The organism is Rhizobium ruizarguesonis (genome assembly GCF_017357285.1).
In the GTDB taxonomy this organism is placed as follows: domain Bacteria; phylum Pseudomonadota; class Alphaproteobacteria; order Rhizobiales; family Rhizobiaceae; genus Rhizobium; species Rhizobium ruizarguesonis.
The window spans coordinates 1,891,295-1,905,821 of the sequence record NZ_CP071678.1 but is presented as its reverse complement, the minus strand read 5'-3'; the positions used below and the strand labels follow the sequence as shown (position 1 = coordinate 1,905,821).

General features: G+C 60.1%; 15 protein-coding genes and 1 pseudogene. 9 read left to right on the top strand and 7 right to left on the bottom strand.

Annotation, left to right across the window (positions count from 1 at the left end):
* Positions 1–144 precede the first annotated feature (144 nt).
* Complete coding sequence (locus J3P73_RS09445; RefSeq protein ID WP_197726567.1) at positions 145–1,560, top strand: sensor domain-containing diguanylate cyclase; 1,416 nt, start codon at positions 145–147, stop codon at positions 1,558–1,560.
* 59 nt (positions 1,561–1,619) lie between these two features.
* A complete protein-coding gene (locus J3P73_RS09440; protein WP_130771335.1) occupies positions 1,620–2,864 on the top strand; it encodes a cytochrome P450 in 1,245 nt (414 codons plus the stop codon).
* Between the two features lie 46 nt (positions 2,865–2,910).
* Here J3P73_RS09440 and J3P73_RS09435 read toward each other — a convergent pair.
* The 3 genes and pseudogenes from J3P73_RS09435 to J3P73_RS09425 form a co-directional block, all read right to left on the bottom strand.
* Positions 2,911–3,323, bottom strand: a pseudogene (locus tag J3P73_RS09435) (phosphate ABC transporter ATP-binding protein); the annotation flags it as partial.
* Positions 3,324–3,335: 12 nt separating this feature from the next.
* The gene (locus J3P73_RS09430) at positions 3,336–5,465 is read right to left on the bottom strand and encodes a bifunctional diguanylate cyclase/phosphodiesterase (RefSeq protein WP_130691036.1); all 2,130 of its coding nucleotides are present in this window, start codon (positions 5,463–5,465) and stop codon (positions 3,336–3,338) included.
* 221 nt (positions 5,466–5,686) lie between these two features.
* The gene (locus J3P73_RS09425; protein ID WP_018069453.1) at positions 5,687–6,031 is read right to left on the bottom strand and encodes a cupin domain-containing protein; all 345 of its coding nucleotides are present in this window, start codon (positions 6,029–6,031) and stop codon (positions 5,687–5,689) included.
* A 403-nt stretch (positions 6,032–6,434) separates the two neighbouring features.
* Here J3P73_RS09425 and J3P73_RS09420 point away from each other — a divergent pair, with 403 nt between their 5' ends.
* Together J3P73_RS09420 and J3P73_RS09415 are read left to right on the top strand one after the other, a co-directional pair.
* Complete coding sequence (locus J3P73_RS09420; RefSeq protein ID WP_018069452.1) at positions 6,435–6,728, top strand: HdeA/HdeB family chaperone; 294 nt, start codon at positions 6,435–6,437, stop codon at positions 6,726–6,728.
* A 197-nt stretch (positions 6,729–6,925) separates the two neighbouring features.
* Entirely contained in the window at positions 6,926–7,183 is a 258-nt protein-coding gene (locus tag J3P73_RS09415; protein WP_207579901.1) for a hypothetical protein, read from the top strand.
* Positions 7,184–7,357: 174 nt separating this feature from the next.
* Here the strand turns inward: J3P73_RS09415 and J3P73_RS09410 are convergent, their stop codons facing one another.
* Positions 7,358–8,641, bottom strand: coding sequence for an O-acetylhomoserine aminocarboxypropyltransferase (locus J3P73_RS09410; RefSeq protein WP_130691038.1), 1,284 nt, complete (start codon positions 8,639–8,641; stop codon positions 7,358–7,360).
* A 118-nt stretch (positions 8,642–8,759) separates the two neighbouring features.
* Positions 8,760–9,188: a CoA-binding protein gene (locus J3P73_RS09405; RefSeq protein WP_130691040.1), complete on the bottom strand. Its 429-nt coding sequence runs from the start codon at positions 9,186–9,188 to the stop codon at positions 8,760–8,762.
* Positions 9,189–9,308: 120 nt separating this feature from the next.
* Between J3P73_RS09405 and J3P73_RS09400 the strand changes: the two genes are divergently transcribed.
* Both J3P73_RS09400 and J3P73_RS09395 read left to right on the top strand, forming a co-directional pair.
* Positions 9,309–9,632 carry a hypothetical protein gene (locus J3P73_RS09400; RefSeq protein ID WP_130686223.1) on the top strand — a complete coding sequence of 108 codons (324 nt, stop codon included), beginning with the start codon at positions 9,309–9,311 and terminating at the stop codon, positions 9,630–9,632.
* Positions 9,633–10,108: 476 nt separating this feature from the next.
* Positions 10,109–10,945 (top strand): EamA family transporter, encoded by an 837-nt coding sequence (locus J3P73_RS09395; RefSeq protein ID WP_130691042.1) that lies wholly within the window; start codon positions 10,109–10,111, stop codon positions 10,943–10,945.
* Here J3P73_RS09395 and J3P73_RS09390 read toward each other — a convergent pair whose 3' ends face one another.
* Entirely contained in the window at positions 10,946–11,776 is an 831-nt protein-coding gene (locus J3P73_RS09390; protein ID WP_130691044.1) for an enoyl-CoA hydratase, read from the bottom strand. It abuts the gene before it with no gap.
* A gap of 94 nt (positions 11,777–11,870) precedes the next feature.
* Entirely contained in the window at positions 11,871–12,101 is a 231-nt protein-coding gene (locus J3P73_RS09385; RefSeq protein ID WP_130691046.1) for a DUF1127 domain-containing protein, read from the bottom strand.
* Positions 12,102–12,174: 73 nt separating this feature from the next.
* Between J3P73_RS09385 and J3P73_RS09380 the strand changes: the two genes are divergently transcribed.
* The 3 genes from J3P73_RS09380 to rpsI all read left to right on the top strand — a co-directional run bounded on the left by J3P73_RS09380 (position 12,175) and on the right by rpsI (position 14,322).
* Entirely contained in the window at positions 12,175–13,074 is a 900-nt protein-coding gene (locus J3P73_RS09380; protein ID WP_197729674.1) for a LysR family transcriptional regulator, read from the top strand.
* Positions 13,075–13,388: 314 nt separating this feature from the next.
* Positions 13,389–13,853 (top strand): 50S ribosomal protein L13, encoded by a 465-nt coding sequence (rplM, locus tag J3P73_RS09375; protein WP_018069443.1) that lies wholly within the window; start codon positions 13,389–13,391, stop codon positions 13,851–13,853.
* Between the two features lies 1 nt (position 13,854).
* Positions 13,855–14,322 carry a 30S ribosomal protein S9 gene (gene rpsI / locus J3P73_RS09370; protein ID WP_018069442.1) on the top strand — a complete coding sequence of 156 codons (468 nt, stop codon included), beginning with the start codon at positions 13,855–13,857 and terminating at the stop codon, positions 14,320–14,322.
* Positions 14,323–14,527 lie beyond the last annotated feature (205 nt).

Sequence of the window (14,527 nt, the reverse complement as noted above, 5' to 3'; positions counted from 1 at the left end):
CGGCTAAGCTCCTTCTTTTCATGCATGTCGTTATCTCGGAACCGCTGCACACTTCCGGGCGACATGCATTGGGCCTCTTTCCCCCAAACGCCTGTTAACGGCGAGCCCTTGGTACGGCCTCCCCCCGTTTTTCTCCATGACAGGATGAAGGAAGGCTTACTCTATTCGACAATACTCATACACGTTTACCCAACGGAAAGCCTACCGGCAGATATCGGCCTAAAACAATGCCGCAGCGCAGCGACATTAAGGAACTGGCGAGCTTCCTCGGCAAGGATGCGAACGGACAGACAAGGGGTTGCTGCCGTGTTCAATATTGCTACAGGTCTCGCCATCTGGTGTTCAGAGGCCATGACGCTCGCTTTGGTGCTGTTCGTCGCCTGGCGCCATAACGTCAGGAACGAGGCCTATCTCTATTGGGGCTTGGGCTTCCTCCTGACCGGCGTTGGCTTTGCGATGGTCGCGCTGCGCGGCGAAATCCCCAGCGTGCTTTCCATAGAAGCGGGCAATGCCATCGCCCTGCTCGGCCAGAGCGCCTGGGTGGCGGGTTTTCTGGCGCTCGACCGCAAGCGGATCGAATGGTGGGCGCTGCTGCCGCCGGTCATCTGGCTCGCCGGGGTCTTCCTGCCCTGGGTCAACAGCGATTATTCAAACCGGGTGGTGCTCTATAACCTTGCTTCGGCGACGGGTGCGACGGCACTTGCCATGGCAGTCGCCGCCGGTGACATGCGCCGCGAGCGTACCCGCGTCAAGCTGATGGGCGTGTTCGTCATCCAGGGCTGCCTGTGCTTCGGCTCGGCGCTGATGATGGCGCTGACGCTGCCGAGCGATATCGAGGCGACCAATCTCGGCGGCGCCTCCGCCATGGCCAGCGCGTTCCTGCTGACCATCGCCTTCGCGTTCACTTGCCGGCTGATCATGGAGCGTTCCGAACGGCACCTGCGTGCCCTCACCCTGACCGATTCGCTGACCGGTGTGCTCAACCGTCGCGGCCTGCTCGGCTATTTCGACGGCATCCAGGAAAGAGCTCATAACGAGGAGCGCCAGGTCGCGGTGATTCTCTTCGACCTCGACCATTTCAAGCGCGTCAACGACCGTTTCGGCCACCAGTCCGGCGATGCCGTGCTGACCGCCTTTGCGCGCATGGCCCGCCAGTATATTCCGAACAACATCTTCGGCCGCATGGGCGGCGAGGAATTCGCCGCCTTCGCCGCGGTTACGGACCAGACGGAAGCCGAGGCGATCGCCGAAGCGATCCGCACCGAATTCTGCCGTCTTCCCGTCAGCACCGGCGAAGCGATCGTTCCGGTCACGGTCAGCATCGGCATCGCCCTCGCCTCGTCGATCGAAGCCAATATCGACAAACTGATCTCGGCCGCCGACCGGGCGCTCTATGCGGCGAAGGCCGCCGGCCGCAACTGCACGGTCACCTTTGGCGAAGCGGAGGCCGCAGCCCCTGCACCGGCCACGCCGACCAGCACCGCCGGCGAACTCGTGCCGACGGTCGACGACCAGGTCGAGGCGCTGCGACGCATGGGGACGCTGTCACGGGCGGGGTAGTCCGGGATCCCTCACCCCGCATCTTTCCGAGGTTCGGCAAATCCGCTAAGCCTCGGGGCATGATGATCCCATCCTTTCTCTCGATCGACCGCGCCAACCGTCATGTCTCGCTTGATAGTCGCAACCCGGCCTTCTATAGCAACCCGAATGCCGTCTATGACGCACTTCACGCCCATTGCCCGACCTTCTACTGGAGCGAGCAAAAGCAGTGGTTCTTCACGGGTTACGACCATGTGAACGGCCTGCTGCGCGACCGCCGCTTTGGCCGGCAGATCCTGCATATCGCCAGCCGCGAGGAACTCGGCCTTGCCGAGCCGATGCCGCATCTTGCCAGTTTCGATCTCTCGGAACGTTATTCCCTGCTCGAACTCGAACCGCCGGAGCACACGCGGCTGCGCACGCTCGTCAACCGCGCCTTCGTTTCCCGCCATGTCGAGAAGATGAAACCGGAGCTTGCCGAACTCGCCAATCGGCTGATCGACGGCTTCGCGGAGAAACGTGAGGTCGAGCTGCTCTCGGCCTTTGCCGACATCATCCCGGTGACGATGATCGCCCGGATGATCGGCATTCCCGAAGAGGTGGGACCGCAACTGCTTACCTGGTCGCACGCCTATGTCCGCATGTACATGTTCGGCCGCACGCGCGAGCAGGAGGAAGAGGCCGAACGGGCGGCCAAGGAATTTTCCGACTACGTCAAGACGGTCATCACAGAACGCCGCGCCGAACCACGCGACGACCTGCTGACCCACATGATCCATACCGAGCACAAGGGCCAGTATCTGACCGAGGAGGAGCTCGTCTCGACGACGATCGTGCTGCTCAATGCCGGGCACGAGGCAACCGTGCACCAGATCGGCAATTCCGTACGCACCATCCTCGACAGCGGCTGCGATCCGGCGGAACTCTTTCGGGACGAGGCGACGACGGAGCGCACCGTCGAGGAAACCTTGCGCATCTGCGCGCCGGTCCACATCTTCCAGCGCTGGGCCCTGGAACCTGCCGAAATCGACGGGGTCTCCTTCAAGCGCGGCGACAAGGTGAGCCTCATCCTCGCCGCCGCCAATCTCGACCCGGCAAAATTCACCGATCCGCTGACCTTCAAGCCCGACCGCAGCGAGGCGGCGAACCTCTCCTTCGGCGCCGGCATTCATTTCTGCATCGGCGCGCCGCTGGCGCGGCTGGAGCTCAACGTCGTGCTACCGATCCTGTTCGAGCGCCTTGCTGGCCTGAGGCTGGCGAAGACACCGGTGGTCAAGGATGTCTACCATTTCCACGGGCTGGACCGGTTGGATTTGCAGTGGTGATCCATTCCTCCTTCGGGCATCGCTGAAGCGATCCCGGGACTGCGGATCAGCCGTAACGGCCGGTGATGTAGTCTTCCGTGCGCTTGACCTTCGGCGACTGGAAAATCTCGGCGGTCGGGCCGTATTCGATCAGCTCGCCCAAATACATGAAGGCGGTGTTGTCGGAGATGCGGCTTGCCTGCTGCATGTTGTGAGTGACGATGACGATGGTGAAATCCGCCTTCAACTGAGCGACCAGCTCTTCCACCTTGGCGGTCGAGATCGGGTCGAGGGCGGAGGTCGGCTCGTCGAGAGAAGCACCTCGGGGCGAAGTGCTACGGCACGCGCGATGCAGAGACGCTGCTGCTGACCGGCGGAAAGGCCGAGGCCACTGCCCTTCAGCTTGTCCTTGACCTCGTCCCAGAGCGCTGCCGAGCGCAGCGCCTGCTCGACGCGGACGTCCATCTCAGGCTTGGAGATGCTACGACGGCATCACGCGGCTGACTCTTCTTCCAGCTTGCTGGATATGTCATGTGCCGACATAGGTCTTCCGATCAGATATCCTTGAAGCTGATCACAGCCGGCATCGCGCAGGATCGTCGCCTGGCGGGTGTTCTCGATACCTTCCGCGGTAACGGGAATCTGCAAAGCGGTTGCCAGCGAAATGGTTGCCCGAAGCACATCGGCGCCATTTCCGCCTTCGTCGAGAGCAGACACGAGCGAGCGGTCGATCTTCATGCGATCGAACCCAAACTGCCGCAATGCACCAATGCTTGCGTAGCCGCAGCCAAAGTCATCAAGCGCGAATTTGATGCCGACGCGCTTGAGTTGGTCTATCGACCGCCGCGCCTGGTCCGGATTCGTCATCAGGACGCCTTCGGTGATCTCCAATGTCAGACGCCTTGGACTGAAATCGAGCTCCCGCAGGACCGAGATCACTTCGGCGGCAAATTCCGGATTGCACAGCTGGATCGGCGAAACGTTCACCGACAATGCCAGATCGGGCCAGCTCTTGGCGTGCTCGATCGATGTTCTCAACATATGAACGCCGAGTGCATCGATGAGGCCGCACCTCTCGGCAAGAGGGATGAAAATCTCCGGGCTGATGTTTCCCGTTGCAGTGCGCCAGCGCGCCAGTGCCTCAAGACCGGTCACAGCGCCGGTCGTGGCAGAGACAAGAGGTTGGAAAACGGCTTCAATTGCGCCACTGCTGATAGCGCTCTTCAACAGGCCTTCCAGTTCGGCGACCCGTTGGCGTTCCCGGTCCAGTTCGGGGTCGTATTCGATCGCCTGGCCTCGGCCATTTGCCTTGGCACGATAAAGGGCCATGTCCGCTCTGCGGAGAAGCTCCAAGGGCGGGACGTCGCCGTTGCGAACAGCAGCCCCGATGCTTGCGCCAACTTCGATCGTTCGTCCGTCGATTTTGAAGGGCTCGGCAAACAGCGCCAAAATCGTCTTTTCCATCTCTCCGCACATGGCGGAACCGACGTGCACCAGCGCAAATTCATCGCCCCCGAGCCGCGCCGTGGCAATGATTTCGGGGTGGCAGCCGGTTAGCGCCTTCGAGACCAGCCGGATCAAATCGTCCCCCACCGCATGGCCCCAGGCATCGTTGACGGCCTTGAAGCCATCAAGGTCGACCAGATAAAGCCGATGTGGCGAAGAGCTCGAATTATCCAGCTCTTCCAATAGGTTGAGAAGCCCGTGTCTGTTCAACAGACCGCTCAGGTTATCGTGGTCGGCTTCGAAAATCGCTGTTTGCGCCAATTGGCGCAGGCGCCGCGCCTCGGAAGCGCCAACCAGCAGAACGCCGATCAGGAACAGTGCGAGGATGACGATAGCGGCCGCGACATAGGGGTAGACCTGATGAAACACGGCGGTTCCCGGCGCTTTGCTGGGCCAGACGAGGTAGCCGATGACAGCTCCCTTCAGGTCGGTGATCGGCGTGTTCAGGAATTCCGGCTTAGGCGTCGTCTCAAGGTGTAAGCCTTCAAGTTCATGTTCGTTCGAGAGCGTGTCGAGAACTTCCGATGTAAATTCCTTGTAGAAACTCAGCGTGCTAGGTTTCGGAAGCTCGGCGGTCGCCTCGAAAGGCTGGATTGCCTGCGATGCGATCAGCGCGATACCGCTTTCGGTCTTGATGAAATTGACCACTGGCGCCCGCCCCGGATCGGCAGCCACATTGATCTGCTGATAAAAGCCTTCTCCGAAAAACGCGCTCGGCTGAAAGGGCTTGCCTTTGGCATATGCGGATACGATCGAAGACCGGTCAGGGCCGATCACGATCGCTCCATCATAGAGCGCGTAATCCTCGCTGGTTTTTCCCCAATTCTCATAGGCCCAATCCGCGGCAGCCGAAGATGAGACAGCGCTGTAGGCATCATCCCATACCGCATTATCCGTCGTTGTCGCGCTCAGGCGACTGACAAACGCACCGATTGCCGCGCGGGCGGCGCGACTGGCCCTGGCATCATCGATTTCGTTCGCCGACCGGGTCATCGTAATGACAACATGTGCCACCAGGCCGGTCAGTACGAGGGCGACGACAAGGAAGAAGACGGTTGTCGCAATGATGGAAGACGTCTGGGTCCGAACGTATCTACCTGCAAGATTCGACGACATGCAAATTCCGAAAAGATCGATTGCAAGGCCATGTCTGTGTGACGGCAGGAGACTTCATGTCCGCAATGCGCTGCAGACAAGGTTTAGCATTTGACGATGTAGGCACGATTAATGGGAATGGTTAAAAGCATTCTATCCGGGAAAGAAGCGCAGCCATATGGGCTATCATCGCCGCAAATCGGGACAAACCCGGAATCGCCAACGTCGGTTTGCTGGCCCGCTTAAACCTTGATCACATAGTCCTTGCGAGTCGTTTCAACGACTTCCCACGTTCCCTTGAAGCCGGATCTGAGGATCATCCGGTCGCCCGTCTTGAGATGAACTGGCTCGCCGCCATCCTCCGTCACGATCGAATGGCCGGACAACAGGCTGAAATATTCCCATTCCTCATAAACGATCCGCCATTTGCCTGGTGTCGCCTCCCAGACGCCGGAATAGAGGCCGCCTTCGGCTTCCTCCAGGCTCCAGGTGCGGAAATGCGGATCGCCGGAGATGATACGGCCGGGCTCCGGAGCGCCGAACTCGGGTTCGACGCCGTCGATGCTGAAGGAAATGAAATTTGCCATCTCAGTTGCGGTTCGTCACATACATTTAGCAATCCACCGTTTGAAATCATAAGGTTTTCAGGTGCTCAACAACAAAATAGGTTCATCGAATACCCATAACCAAGCACCAAATGTGCAGGGCTCTTCTTGCACTACTCCCGCGCCGACGAACGGACTGGACGCTTCAGGGCTCTGGGAAATTGCACGAAGCAACTGTTTTCACCGTCACCCATCGCATCTATCGTAACGCTTAGATTTTTGCGTGCATCTGTGGCAGGATCGCGCTATTATTAGCTGCCCCTAAACTGCGCGGTTCTGACCGTGATCGGTCCTGATCACGGCATTGGCCCAGTTTTCTAGCGCAAATCCACACATGCACAAGCACTTGTCCCGGTCAGGGCCAAGGCTCTTTGGGAGGACGACCATGAAGCGCTTTTTTTCAATCGCACTCGCAGTTGCAAGTATCGGGTTGGCTGGCCAGGCGGCGGCCGCTGAAATGGACATGTCGAAGCTCACCTGCAAGGAAGTGGGCGCCATGCCTGCCGCCAAGACCATTGGCGTGGCCATGTGGGTGAACGGCTATGTCCACGGCAAAGCCGGCAACGCCATGGTGGACGGTGACAAAGCCCATGCCAACGCGGAGAAAATCGCCGGCTATTGCAAGACTAACGCTGATTCTACGCTGGCGAACGCGATAGAAGCAGTCTCCAAGTCTTAGCAAAGCTGCCATGGCGGCGGCATTGAGCCGCTGCCAAGGGCACTCATGCCACCATGGTGGCGTGAGTGCCTGAACGGGAAACCCCTGCCTAGAAACGTATGACCGCGAACAAATGCCGAGCATCCAGAATGCTCGCGAGTTCGCGTGCCGCATGTAGCGGCATAGGCTTCCCAAGATCTTCAATGGGAGGACGGACAATGCTTGAATTCAAGCCTTTACTCACTGCTTTGGTGGCTACGATATTCCTTGCAGGTTTGCCAGGAGTGCCGTGGGCGACAGAACAAGCGCAACGCCGCCGCGCAGGGCGCGACGTCAAACAGGAGACGCGTCAGAATTCACGACAAACAAAGCAGGCATGCCGCGCCGACAACGAGAAGAGCAACTCGGCGTGCCGTCAGGACAAGCGGGCTGCCAAGCAGCAAGGACGCAAGACTTCGCGAGACATCAAATACTAAAGCGTGTCGCAATCTTTCAGATTCGCTTATCGCGCTTTAGGTCTTTGTTTTTACGCATATCGTTATCGCAAACCGCTGCACACTTCTGCGCGACATGCTTTAAACAGCGAGCGCGGATTGCGTCCTGCGCCCGCTTCTATCCCAAAGCAAAGCCGTCGTTTGCGACGAACGGCATCACACCTTCGAGAGTGCCTGTTCGAGATCGGCGATGATGTCCTTGACGTCCTCGATGCCGACGGAGAGGCGCACGACGTCAGGCCCGGCGCCGGCGGCGATCCTCTGCTCGTCGCTCAACTGCCGATGCGTCGTCGAGGCCGGATGGATGACGAGCGAGCGGGTGTCGCCGATATTGGCGAGATGGGAGAAGAGCTCCAGACCCTCGACCAGCGTCTTGCCCGCCTCGTAGCCGCCCTTGAGGCCGAAGGTGAAGACGGAGCCGGCGCCCTTCGGCGAGTAGCGCTGCTGCAGGGCGTAGTTCGGGTCGTCGTCGAGGCCTGCATAATTCACCCAGGCGATCTTGCTGTGCGCCTTCAGCCATTTGGCGACGGCGATCGCATTGTCGCTGTGGCGCTGCATTCTGAGCGGCAGCGTCTCGATACCGGTCAGGATCAGGAAGGCATTGAAGGGCGAGATCGCCGGCCCGAGGTCGCGCAGGCCAAGCACGCGGGCGGCGATCGCGAAGGCGAAATTGCCGAAGGTCGCGTGCAGCACCATGCCGTTATATTCCGGCCGCGGGCTCGACAGCATCGGGTAATTGCCGGATTTCGACCAGTCGAAGGTGCCGCCGTCGACGATGAGGCCGCCCATGGAATTGCCGTGGCCGCCGAGAAATTTCGTCAGCGAATGAACGACGATGTCGGCACCGCGCTCTATCGGGCGGATGAAATAGGGTGTCGCCATCGTATTGTCGACGATCAGCGGCAGGCCGTGGCGATGGGCGACGTCGGCAATCGCCGCGATATCAACGAAGGTGCCGCCGGGATTGGCCAGGCTTTCGATGAATATGCCGCGCGTCTTCTCGTCGATCTGGCTTTCGAAGCTTGCCGGATCGGCGGCATCGGCCCAACGCACCTGCCAGCCATAATTCTCGAAGGCATGGCCGAACTGGTTGACCGAGCCGCCATAGAGCTGGCGGGCAGCGATGAAATTCTCGCCGGGGCGCATGATGTTGTGGAAGACGATCACCTGCGCCGCATGGCCGGAAGCGACGGCAAGGGCTGCCGTGCCGCCCTCGAGCGCTGCGACGCGCTCCTCAAGCACCGCCTGCGTCGGGTTCATGATGCGGGTGTAGATGTTGCCGAAGGCCTGCAGACCGAAGAGGGCGGCGGCATGATCGGAATCATTGAAGACGAAAGCGGTCGTCTGGTAGATCGGCGTTACCCGCGCACCGGTCGTCGGGTCGGGCTGCGCACCCGCATGGATCGCCAGCGTGTTGAATCCCGGATCATTCTTGGCCATGCCGTCCTCCCGTTATTGTTGAACGGGGGGGATCATAGCCGCTCGCGGACGAAAGTTAACCGCGATCCGTTTCAACCCATGGGCGTTCGGTGGAAAATCCGTCTCAGCGGACCGCAACTCAGGCAATAAGACGAGGATACTCGATCGCAGGGCAGCGGTTCATCACTACCTGGATGCAGGCGGCCTCCGCTTTTGCCGCAGCCGCATCGTCGCGGACACCAAGCTGGGCCCAGATGATCTTCGGCAGCGGTCCCAGCGCCAGTGCCTCCTCGACCACCCCATCCAGATATTCTGAGGCGCGAAATACGTCGACCATGTCGATCGGCACGGGAATGTCGGCGAGCCGGGCATAAGCGGTACGGCCTTGGATCTGTTTGCCCGCCTGCCCCGGATTGACAGGAATGACCTCGTAGCCGCGCGACAGCAGATAGCCCATGACGCCGTTGCTCGGCCGGGCCGGATTGGGCGAAGCGCCGGTCAGCGCGATGGTTTTTACCGAATGCAGAATTCCGGCGAGGTATTCATCCGTGTAGGCGTCGTGATTCATGTCCGCTTCTCCATTCCCGAAAGCCCTTCGGCACAGCCGACATGTTTTCTTGCGTTTTCGTGAAACCGGCGGCGTGTCTCTTTCGTATATATGAATTAGCTACTCCCTGAGGATGATTCGATGAAAAAAATCGCTCTTGCCCTCATGCTCGTGCTCGCCGCATCCCCGGCGCTGGCGATCTCGCGTTACAATCCGCTCGCCATGAGCTGTGCCAGCGTGCGCGCTGCCATCCACAATCAAGGCGCCGTCATCTTCCGCTACCAGTCTCCGCGTGGCTTGCCGCTCTATGATCGCTATGTCCGCAACAGCAATTATTGCGACGCGACCGATTATGCGGAATGGACGCATATCCCCTCGAAAGACAATCCCCGCTGCCAGGTACTGAACTGCCAGAGCATAGACAACCTTGACGGGATGCTCTTCGTTCCGCATCATCAGCTTTGATTTTTTCGCCGTCGTGACAGCCGCCGAAACTGTACGTCTTTCGCGTTTGCGAAAGGTTTGAGCGCAATTCCGCGCTGCGATCTCTTGAAGATTGCACAACCAAAAGCTTCAATTTTCCCGTATGTCAAAGCTATAGAATAATATCTATATTTCAGCAGCATAGAATAATCACCCCCCGAATTCCCGCAGATATTTTCTCTTTTTGTTCGTGATAATGCCGCCCTTTGTTCCCTCGTCCATTAGAAACATCTCATAGTTGAAAGCTTCGCGTGGATTGAACGTATGTCGCGCGCACGTAAAAATTGCTCCAATGCCCCACCATTGTTCACATACTGAAAGGATGCTATTCGGCATATCAACGCATAAGCGACCGCAGCCGTACGTTTTCGTGCAAATCCCAGTTGTCTTTTCAGGAATTTGAGACGCCGAAGGCGAGGCGTATTCCGCTTCCTCTCATCCTATCCGGACTTACTCCCTTGCCTCTCGACGTTATCCTGCTTGTTCTCTTCGGCGCACTGCTGCACGCGACATGGAACGCCATCGTCAAGGCAGGGAGCGATAAATCCCTGGATGCGGCGCTGATCTCTGCCGGCGGCGCCGTTTCGGCACTGCCGTTCCTGGCGTTCCTGCCGCTGCCACACGCCTCGGCATGGCCGTTCATCGGCGCCTCGGCCATCCTGCAATTCGCTTATTTCCAGCTGGTCGCCGCCGCCTATCGGGCCGGCGATATCGGCCTCGTCTATCCGCTGATGCGTGGCTGCGCTCCTCTCCTGATCGCCGCGACAAGCGGTTTCATCCTCAAGGAAAATCTTTCCGGCGGCGCGCTTGCCGGCACGATGACGATCTGCGCCGGCGTCCTGACGCTCGCCCTGGAGGCGCGGCGCGGCAGCCGCCGCGCTGTCGTCCTCTCGCTTGCCAATGCCTGCGTCATCGCCAGCTACACCTATGTCGACGGCATCGGCGCGCGCATCTCCGGGAATGCGGTTTCCTACACTTTGTGGATGTCGCTGCTGCCGCCGGGGCTGCTGTTTTCCTGGGCGGTGTCGCAGCGCGGCGCTTTCGCAGTCGTGCGTCACGTTCGCCGCAACTGGTGGCGCGGCCTCATCGGCGGCGCCGGCTCGATCGCCTCCTACGGGCTGGCGCTCTGGGCAATGACGAAAGCCCCTGTCGCGACCGTTGCAGCCCTGCGCGAGACCGCGATCCTCTTTGCGCTGGTGATCTCGATCACCGTCTTCAAGGAAAAAGCCAGCATCTGGCGCTACGTCGCCGGCGTCGTCATCGCGATCGGCGGGCTGGTTCTGAAGCTTGCGTGATTACTCGCCGTTCCATTCAGGTTTACGCTTGCCGAGGAAGGCGCCGATCCCTTCCTGCGCATCCTGCGTCAGCATGTTCTCGACCATCACCCTGGCGGTATAATCATATGCCGCCTCCACCGGCAGTTCGAGCTGCCGGTGGAAGGCTTCCTTGCCAATCTTCAGCGTCAGCGGTGACTTGCTGGCGATCACAGCCGCATATTTGGAAACCACCTGCGCCAGATACTGCTTCGGCACGATACGGTTGACGAGGCCGAAATCCTTGGCAGTCGAGGCGTCGATCGTCTCGCCGGTCAGCAGCATCTCCATCGCCTGCTTGCGGTGCGCGGCACGGGAAACGGCCACCATCGGCGTCGAACAGAACAGGCCGATGTTGACGCCCGGCGTGCAGAATGTCGAACTATCCGTGCAGATCGCCAGATCGCAGGAGGCAACGAGTTGGCAGCCTGCAGCCGTCGCCAGCCCATCGATCTCGGCAATGACGGGCTTCGGCAGATGCGCGATCTTCAGCATCAGATCGGCGCAGAGCCGAAAGGTCTTTTCGAAGAAACCGGCACCCTGATCTTCATCGGCGCGATGGGCCGTCAGCTCTTTCAGATCATGTCCCGCGGAAAAGACGTTGCCGGTCGAGGCGATGACGACGACACGCACATCCGGCTCCGCCCCGGCCGTCTCGAGCTCTTCCATCAGCGCTTCGAGAAGCGCGATCGAAAGCACATTGGCCGGTGGGTTGTCGAGCACCAGCCGCAGCACGCCGTCGCGCAGCGAGCGGGTCAGCAATCCGCCCCCCTCCGCTCTGGCTGCGTCCGGGAAGGATACGATTTCGGCCATGATGCTCTCCCTGCCTCGATTCCAGGCAGACGTTTTGCCACAAGGCGCCGGCAATTTCGAGCAGGATCCGCTCTTCACGCATGGGCCGCTGACGTCAGGACCAGAACCATGACTTCGATGTCTCGGCCCTCGCCTGCGCACGAGTCAGACCAACATCGCAAAGCTCGTCGTCGGTGAGTTCTAAGAGCGTGCGGCGGCTGCGGCGCTTTTCGAGGTGATGTTCGATGGCCGCCAGCAGCCGCAGGCACCAGCGCGCCATCCCGCGAAGTTTCGACCGAATGATATCGCGAGGTGTTTCGAAGATCCCGCTTAATTCCAGAGCCATCGCTTCGTCCTTTCTTGAACGGGTGAAAGATGCGCTGGAAGATGCCGCGAAAGAAGCTTATGGATATTATGCTATGCATAAGGATCTCTTTGGTATGCCTCTCCACCTCGAGCAGCTCGCCACCTTCGTCAATGTCGCCGATCTCGGAAGCTTTACGGCTGCGGCCGACAAGGAAGGCCTGACGCAACCGGCCGTCAGCCTGCAGGTCAAGGGGCTCGAGCAGCGGCTCGGCGTCCGGCTGATCGAACGCGTCGGGCGGCGGGCGCAGCCGACCGCGGCAGGCCTCGACCTGCTCGTGCATGCAAGGCGGCTGCTCCAGGAATCGGCCGCTGCGGAAGAAGCGATGATGCCGTACAGAGATGGCGCTAGCGGCCGCGTGCGCATCGGCAGTGGCGGCACGGCATCGATCCATCTGCTTCCTCGCGCCATCGCCGTTGCCAGAAAATCCATGCCCGGCCTCGAAATCACCGTCCGCATCGGCGATGCCGACGACATTCTGCGCGATCTGGAGGCCAATAGCCTCGATATCGCCGTCGTCGCCCTGCCCGCCTCGGGACGCAACTTCGAGATCGAACCGTTCTACGAGGAGGAATTGCTGGCCGTCGCTCCGGCAGGCAGCCTTATGCCCGAAGGCGGACCGGACGCCGCCTTCATGCGCGACAGGACACTACTGCTTTATGAGGGAGGCAATACCAGGCGGGCAATCGACGCATGGCTGGCCGCCCCGGATACCAGGATCCGACCTGCGATGGAGTTCGGCAGCATCGAGGCGATCAAGGAGCTGGTGGCCGTGGGGCTCGGCTGGTCGATCCTGCCGGGGCTGGCGCTGAAGCGCGACCGCGCCGGCCTCGTCACGACATCATCGCTGAACCCGCGGCTCACGCGCCGCCTCGGCATGGTTCTGCGCCGGGACAAACATCTGACGCGCGGCCTTCGCGAAATGATGAAATGCCTGCGCGCGTTCAAAGGTTAAGAGCCGCTTTCGACCGTGGGACGCGATTTCAACCGGCAGAGACGACGTGAAAAACGTCAGGCGTAGCAGTCCGCGACCGCGGAAATATGAGGTATCAAAATACCACATATTTAAGTATTTGTTTTTACTTCATAATTTTTCCAAACCTTCGGGAAGTCGATATTGACCTAATGTCATATTCCCTTTATACACCGCGCCAGAACGCAGCCTATCCGGGCTGCTTTCTTTTTGGCATGCCTTTAGCCTGCCAATCCAAGCAACAAGAAACGCCCTTCAAGCCCTCGGGCCAAGGGTCCCAAAAGAGAGTATTCACTATGGCAACCTTCTCCCAGAAGCCTGCAGAGGTGGAGAAGAAGTGGGTGATCATCGACGCCGAAGGGCTGGTCGTTGGCCGTCTCGCTTCCATCATCGCTATGCGCCTGCGCGGCAAGCACAAGGCAACCTTCACGCCTCACGTTGACGACGGCGACAACGTCATCGTCATCAATGCCGACAAGGTCGTTTTCACCGGCAAGAAGTATTCCGACAAGGTCTACTACTGGCACACCGGTTATGCTGGCGGCATCAAGGAACGCAGCGCACGCCAGATCATCGAAGGCCGCTTCCCGGAGCGCGTCCTCGAAAAGGCCGTCGAACGCATGGTTCCGCGTGGCCCGCTCGGCCGTCGCCAGATGAAGAACCTGCGCGTTTACGCCGGCTCCAACCACCCCCATGAAGCCCAGCAGCCGGTCGCCCTCGACGTTGCCGCGCTCAACAAAAAGAACGTAAGGAGCGCCTGATATGGCTGACCTCTCCTCCCTGAAGGATCTCGGCACAGCTTCCGAAGCTGCTGCTCCGGCCCACGTCCGCAAGGTCGACTCGCTCGGCCGCTCCTACGCGACTGGCAAGCGCAAGAACGCTGTCGCCCGCGTCTGGGTCAAGCCGGGCTCCGGCAAGATCATCGTCAACGGCAAGGAATTCGCGGAATATTTCGCCCGTCCGGTGCTGCAGATGATTCTGCGTCAGCCGATCGTCGCGGCTGCCCGCGACGGCCAGTTCGACATCGTCGCAACCGTTGCCGGCGGCGGCCTGTCCGGCCAGGCCGGTGCGGTTCGCCACGGTCTGTCCAAGGCGCTCACCTACTTCGAACCGGGCCTTCGCGCGGTGCTGAAGAAGGGTGGCTTCCTGACCCGCGACAGCCGCGTCGTCGAACGCAAGAAGTACGGCAAGGCAAAGGCCCGCCGCTCGTTCCAGTTCTCTAAGCGTTAATCGCTTCGGACAGACGGAATTTACGAAGGCCGGGGCAACCCGGCCTTTTTGTTTTGCGCTGTTTAAACCAATCGGAAGCGTGCCGGCATGCCATTGTCGCATTCCAGCTCTGCTGGTAGATACTTGGCAAAGCGCTTCGGGAATGAGCGAAGCCACATTTACGGGTCGAATCATGGGAACAACCAAGTCCGCAGACAAATAGGCC

Bases quoted from the DNA above. Each gene is read 5' to 3' on its own strand.
- J3P73_RS09385 (WP_130691046.1), bottom strand. From the start codon at position 12,101: ATGGCTCTGGAATTAAGCGGGATCTTCGAAACACCTCGCGATATCATT.
- J3P73_RS09410 (WP_130691038.1), bottom strand. From the start codon at position 8,641: ATGGCCAAGAATGATCCGGGATTCAACACGCTGGCGATCCATGCGGGT.
- J3P73_RS09430 (WP_130691036.1), bottom strand. From the start codon at position 5,465: ATGTCGTCGAATCTTGCAGGTAGATACGTTCGGACCCAGACGTCTTCC.
- J3P73_RS09415 (WP_207579901.1), top strand. From the start codon at position 6,926: ATGCTTGAATTCAAGCCTTTACTCACTGCTTTGGTGGCTACGATATTC.
- rpsI (WP_018069442.1), top strand. From the start codon at position 13,855: ATGGCTGACCTCTCCTCCCTGAAGGATCTCGGCACAGCTTCCGAAGCT.
- J3P73_RS09440 (WP_130771335.1), top strand. From the start codon at position 1,620: ATGATGATCCCATCCTTTCTCTCGATCGACCGCGCCAACCGTCATGTC.
- J3P73_RS09400 (WP_130686223.1), top strand. From the start codon at position 9,309: ATGAAAAAAATCGCTCTTGCCCTCATGCTCGTGCTCGCCGCATCCCCG.
- J3P73_RS09425 (WP_018069453.1), bottom strand. From the start codon at position 6,031: ATGGCAAATTTCATTTCCTTCAGCATCGACGGCGTCGAACCCGAGTTC.
- J3P73_RS09390 (WP_130691044.1), bottom strand. From the start codon at position 11,776: ATGGCCGAAATCGTATCCTTCCCGGACGCAGCCAGAGCGGAGGGGGGC.
- rplM (WP_018069443.1), top strand. From the start codon at position 13,389: ATGGCAACCTTCTCCCAGAAGCCTGCAGAGGTGGAGAAGAAGTGGGTG.
- J3P73_RS09380 (WP_197729674.1), top strand. From the start codon at position 12,175: ATGCATAAGGATCTCTTTGGTATGCCTCTCCACCTCGAGCAGCTCGCC.
- J3P73_RS09405 (WP_130691040.1), bottom strand. From the start codon at position 9,188: ATGAATCACGACGCCTACACGGATGAATACCTCGCCGGAATTCTGCAT.
- J3P73_RS09445 (WP_197726567.1), top strand. From the start codon at position 145: ATGAAGGAAGGCTTACTCTATTCGACAATACTCATACACGTTTACCCA.
- J3P73_RS09420 (WP_018069452.1), top strand. From the start codon at position 6,435: ATGAAGCGCTTTTTTTCAATCGCACTCGCAGTTGCAAGTATCGGGTTG.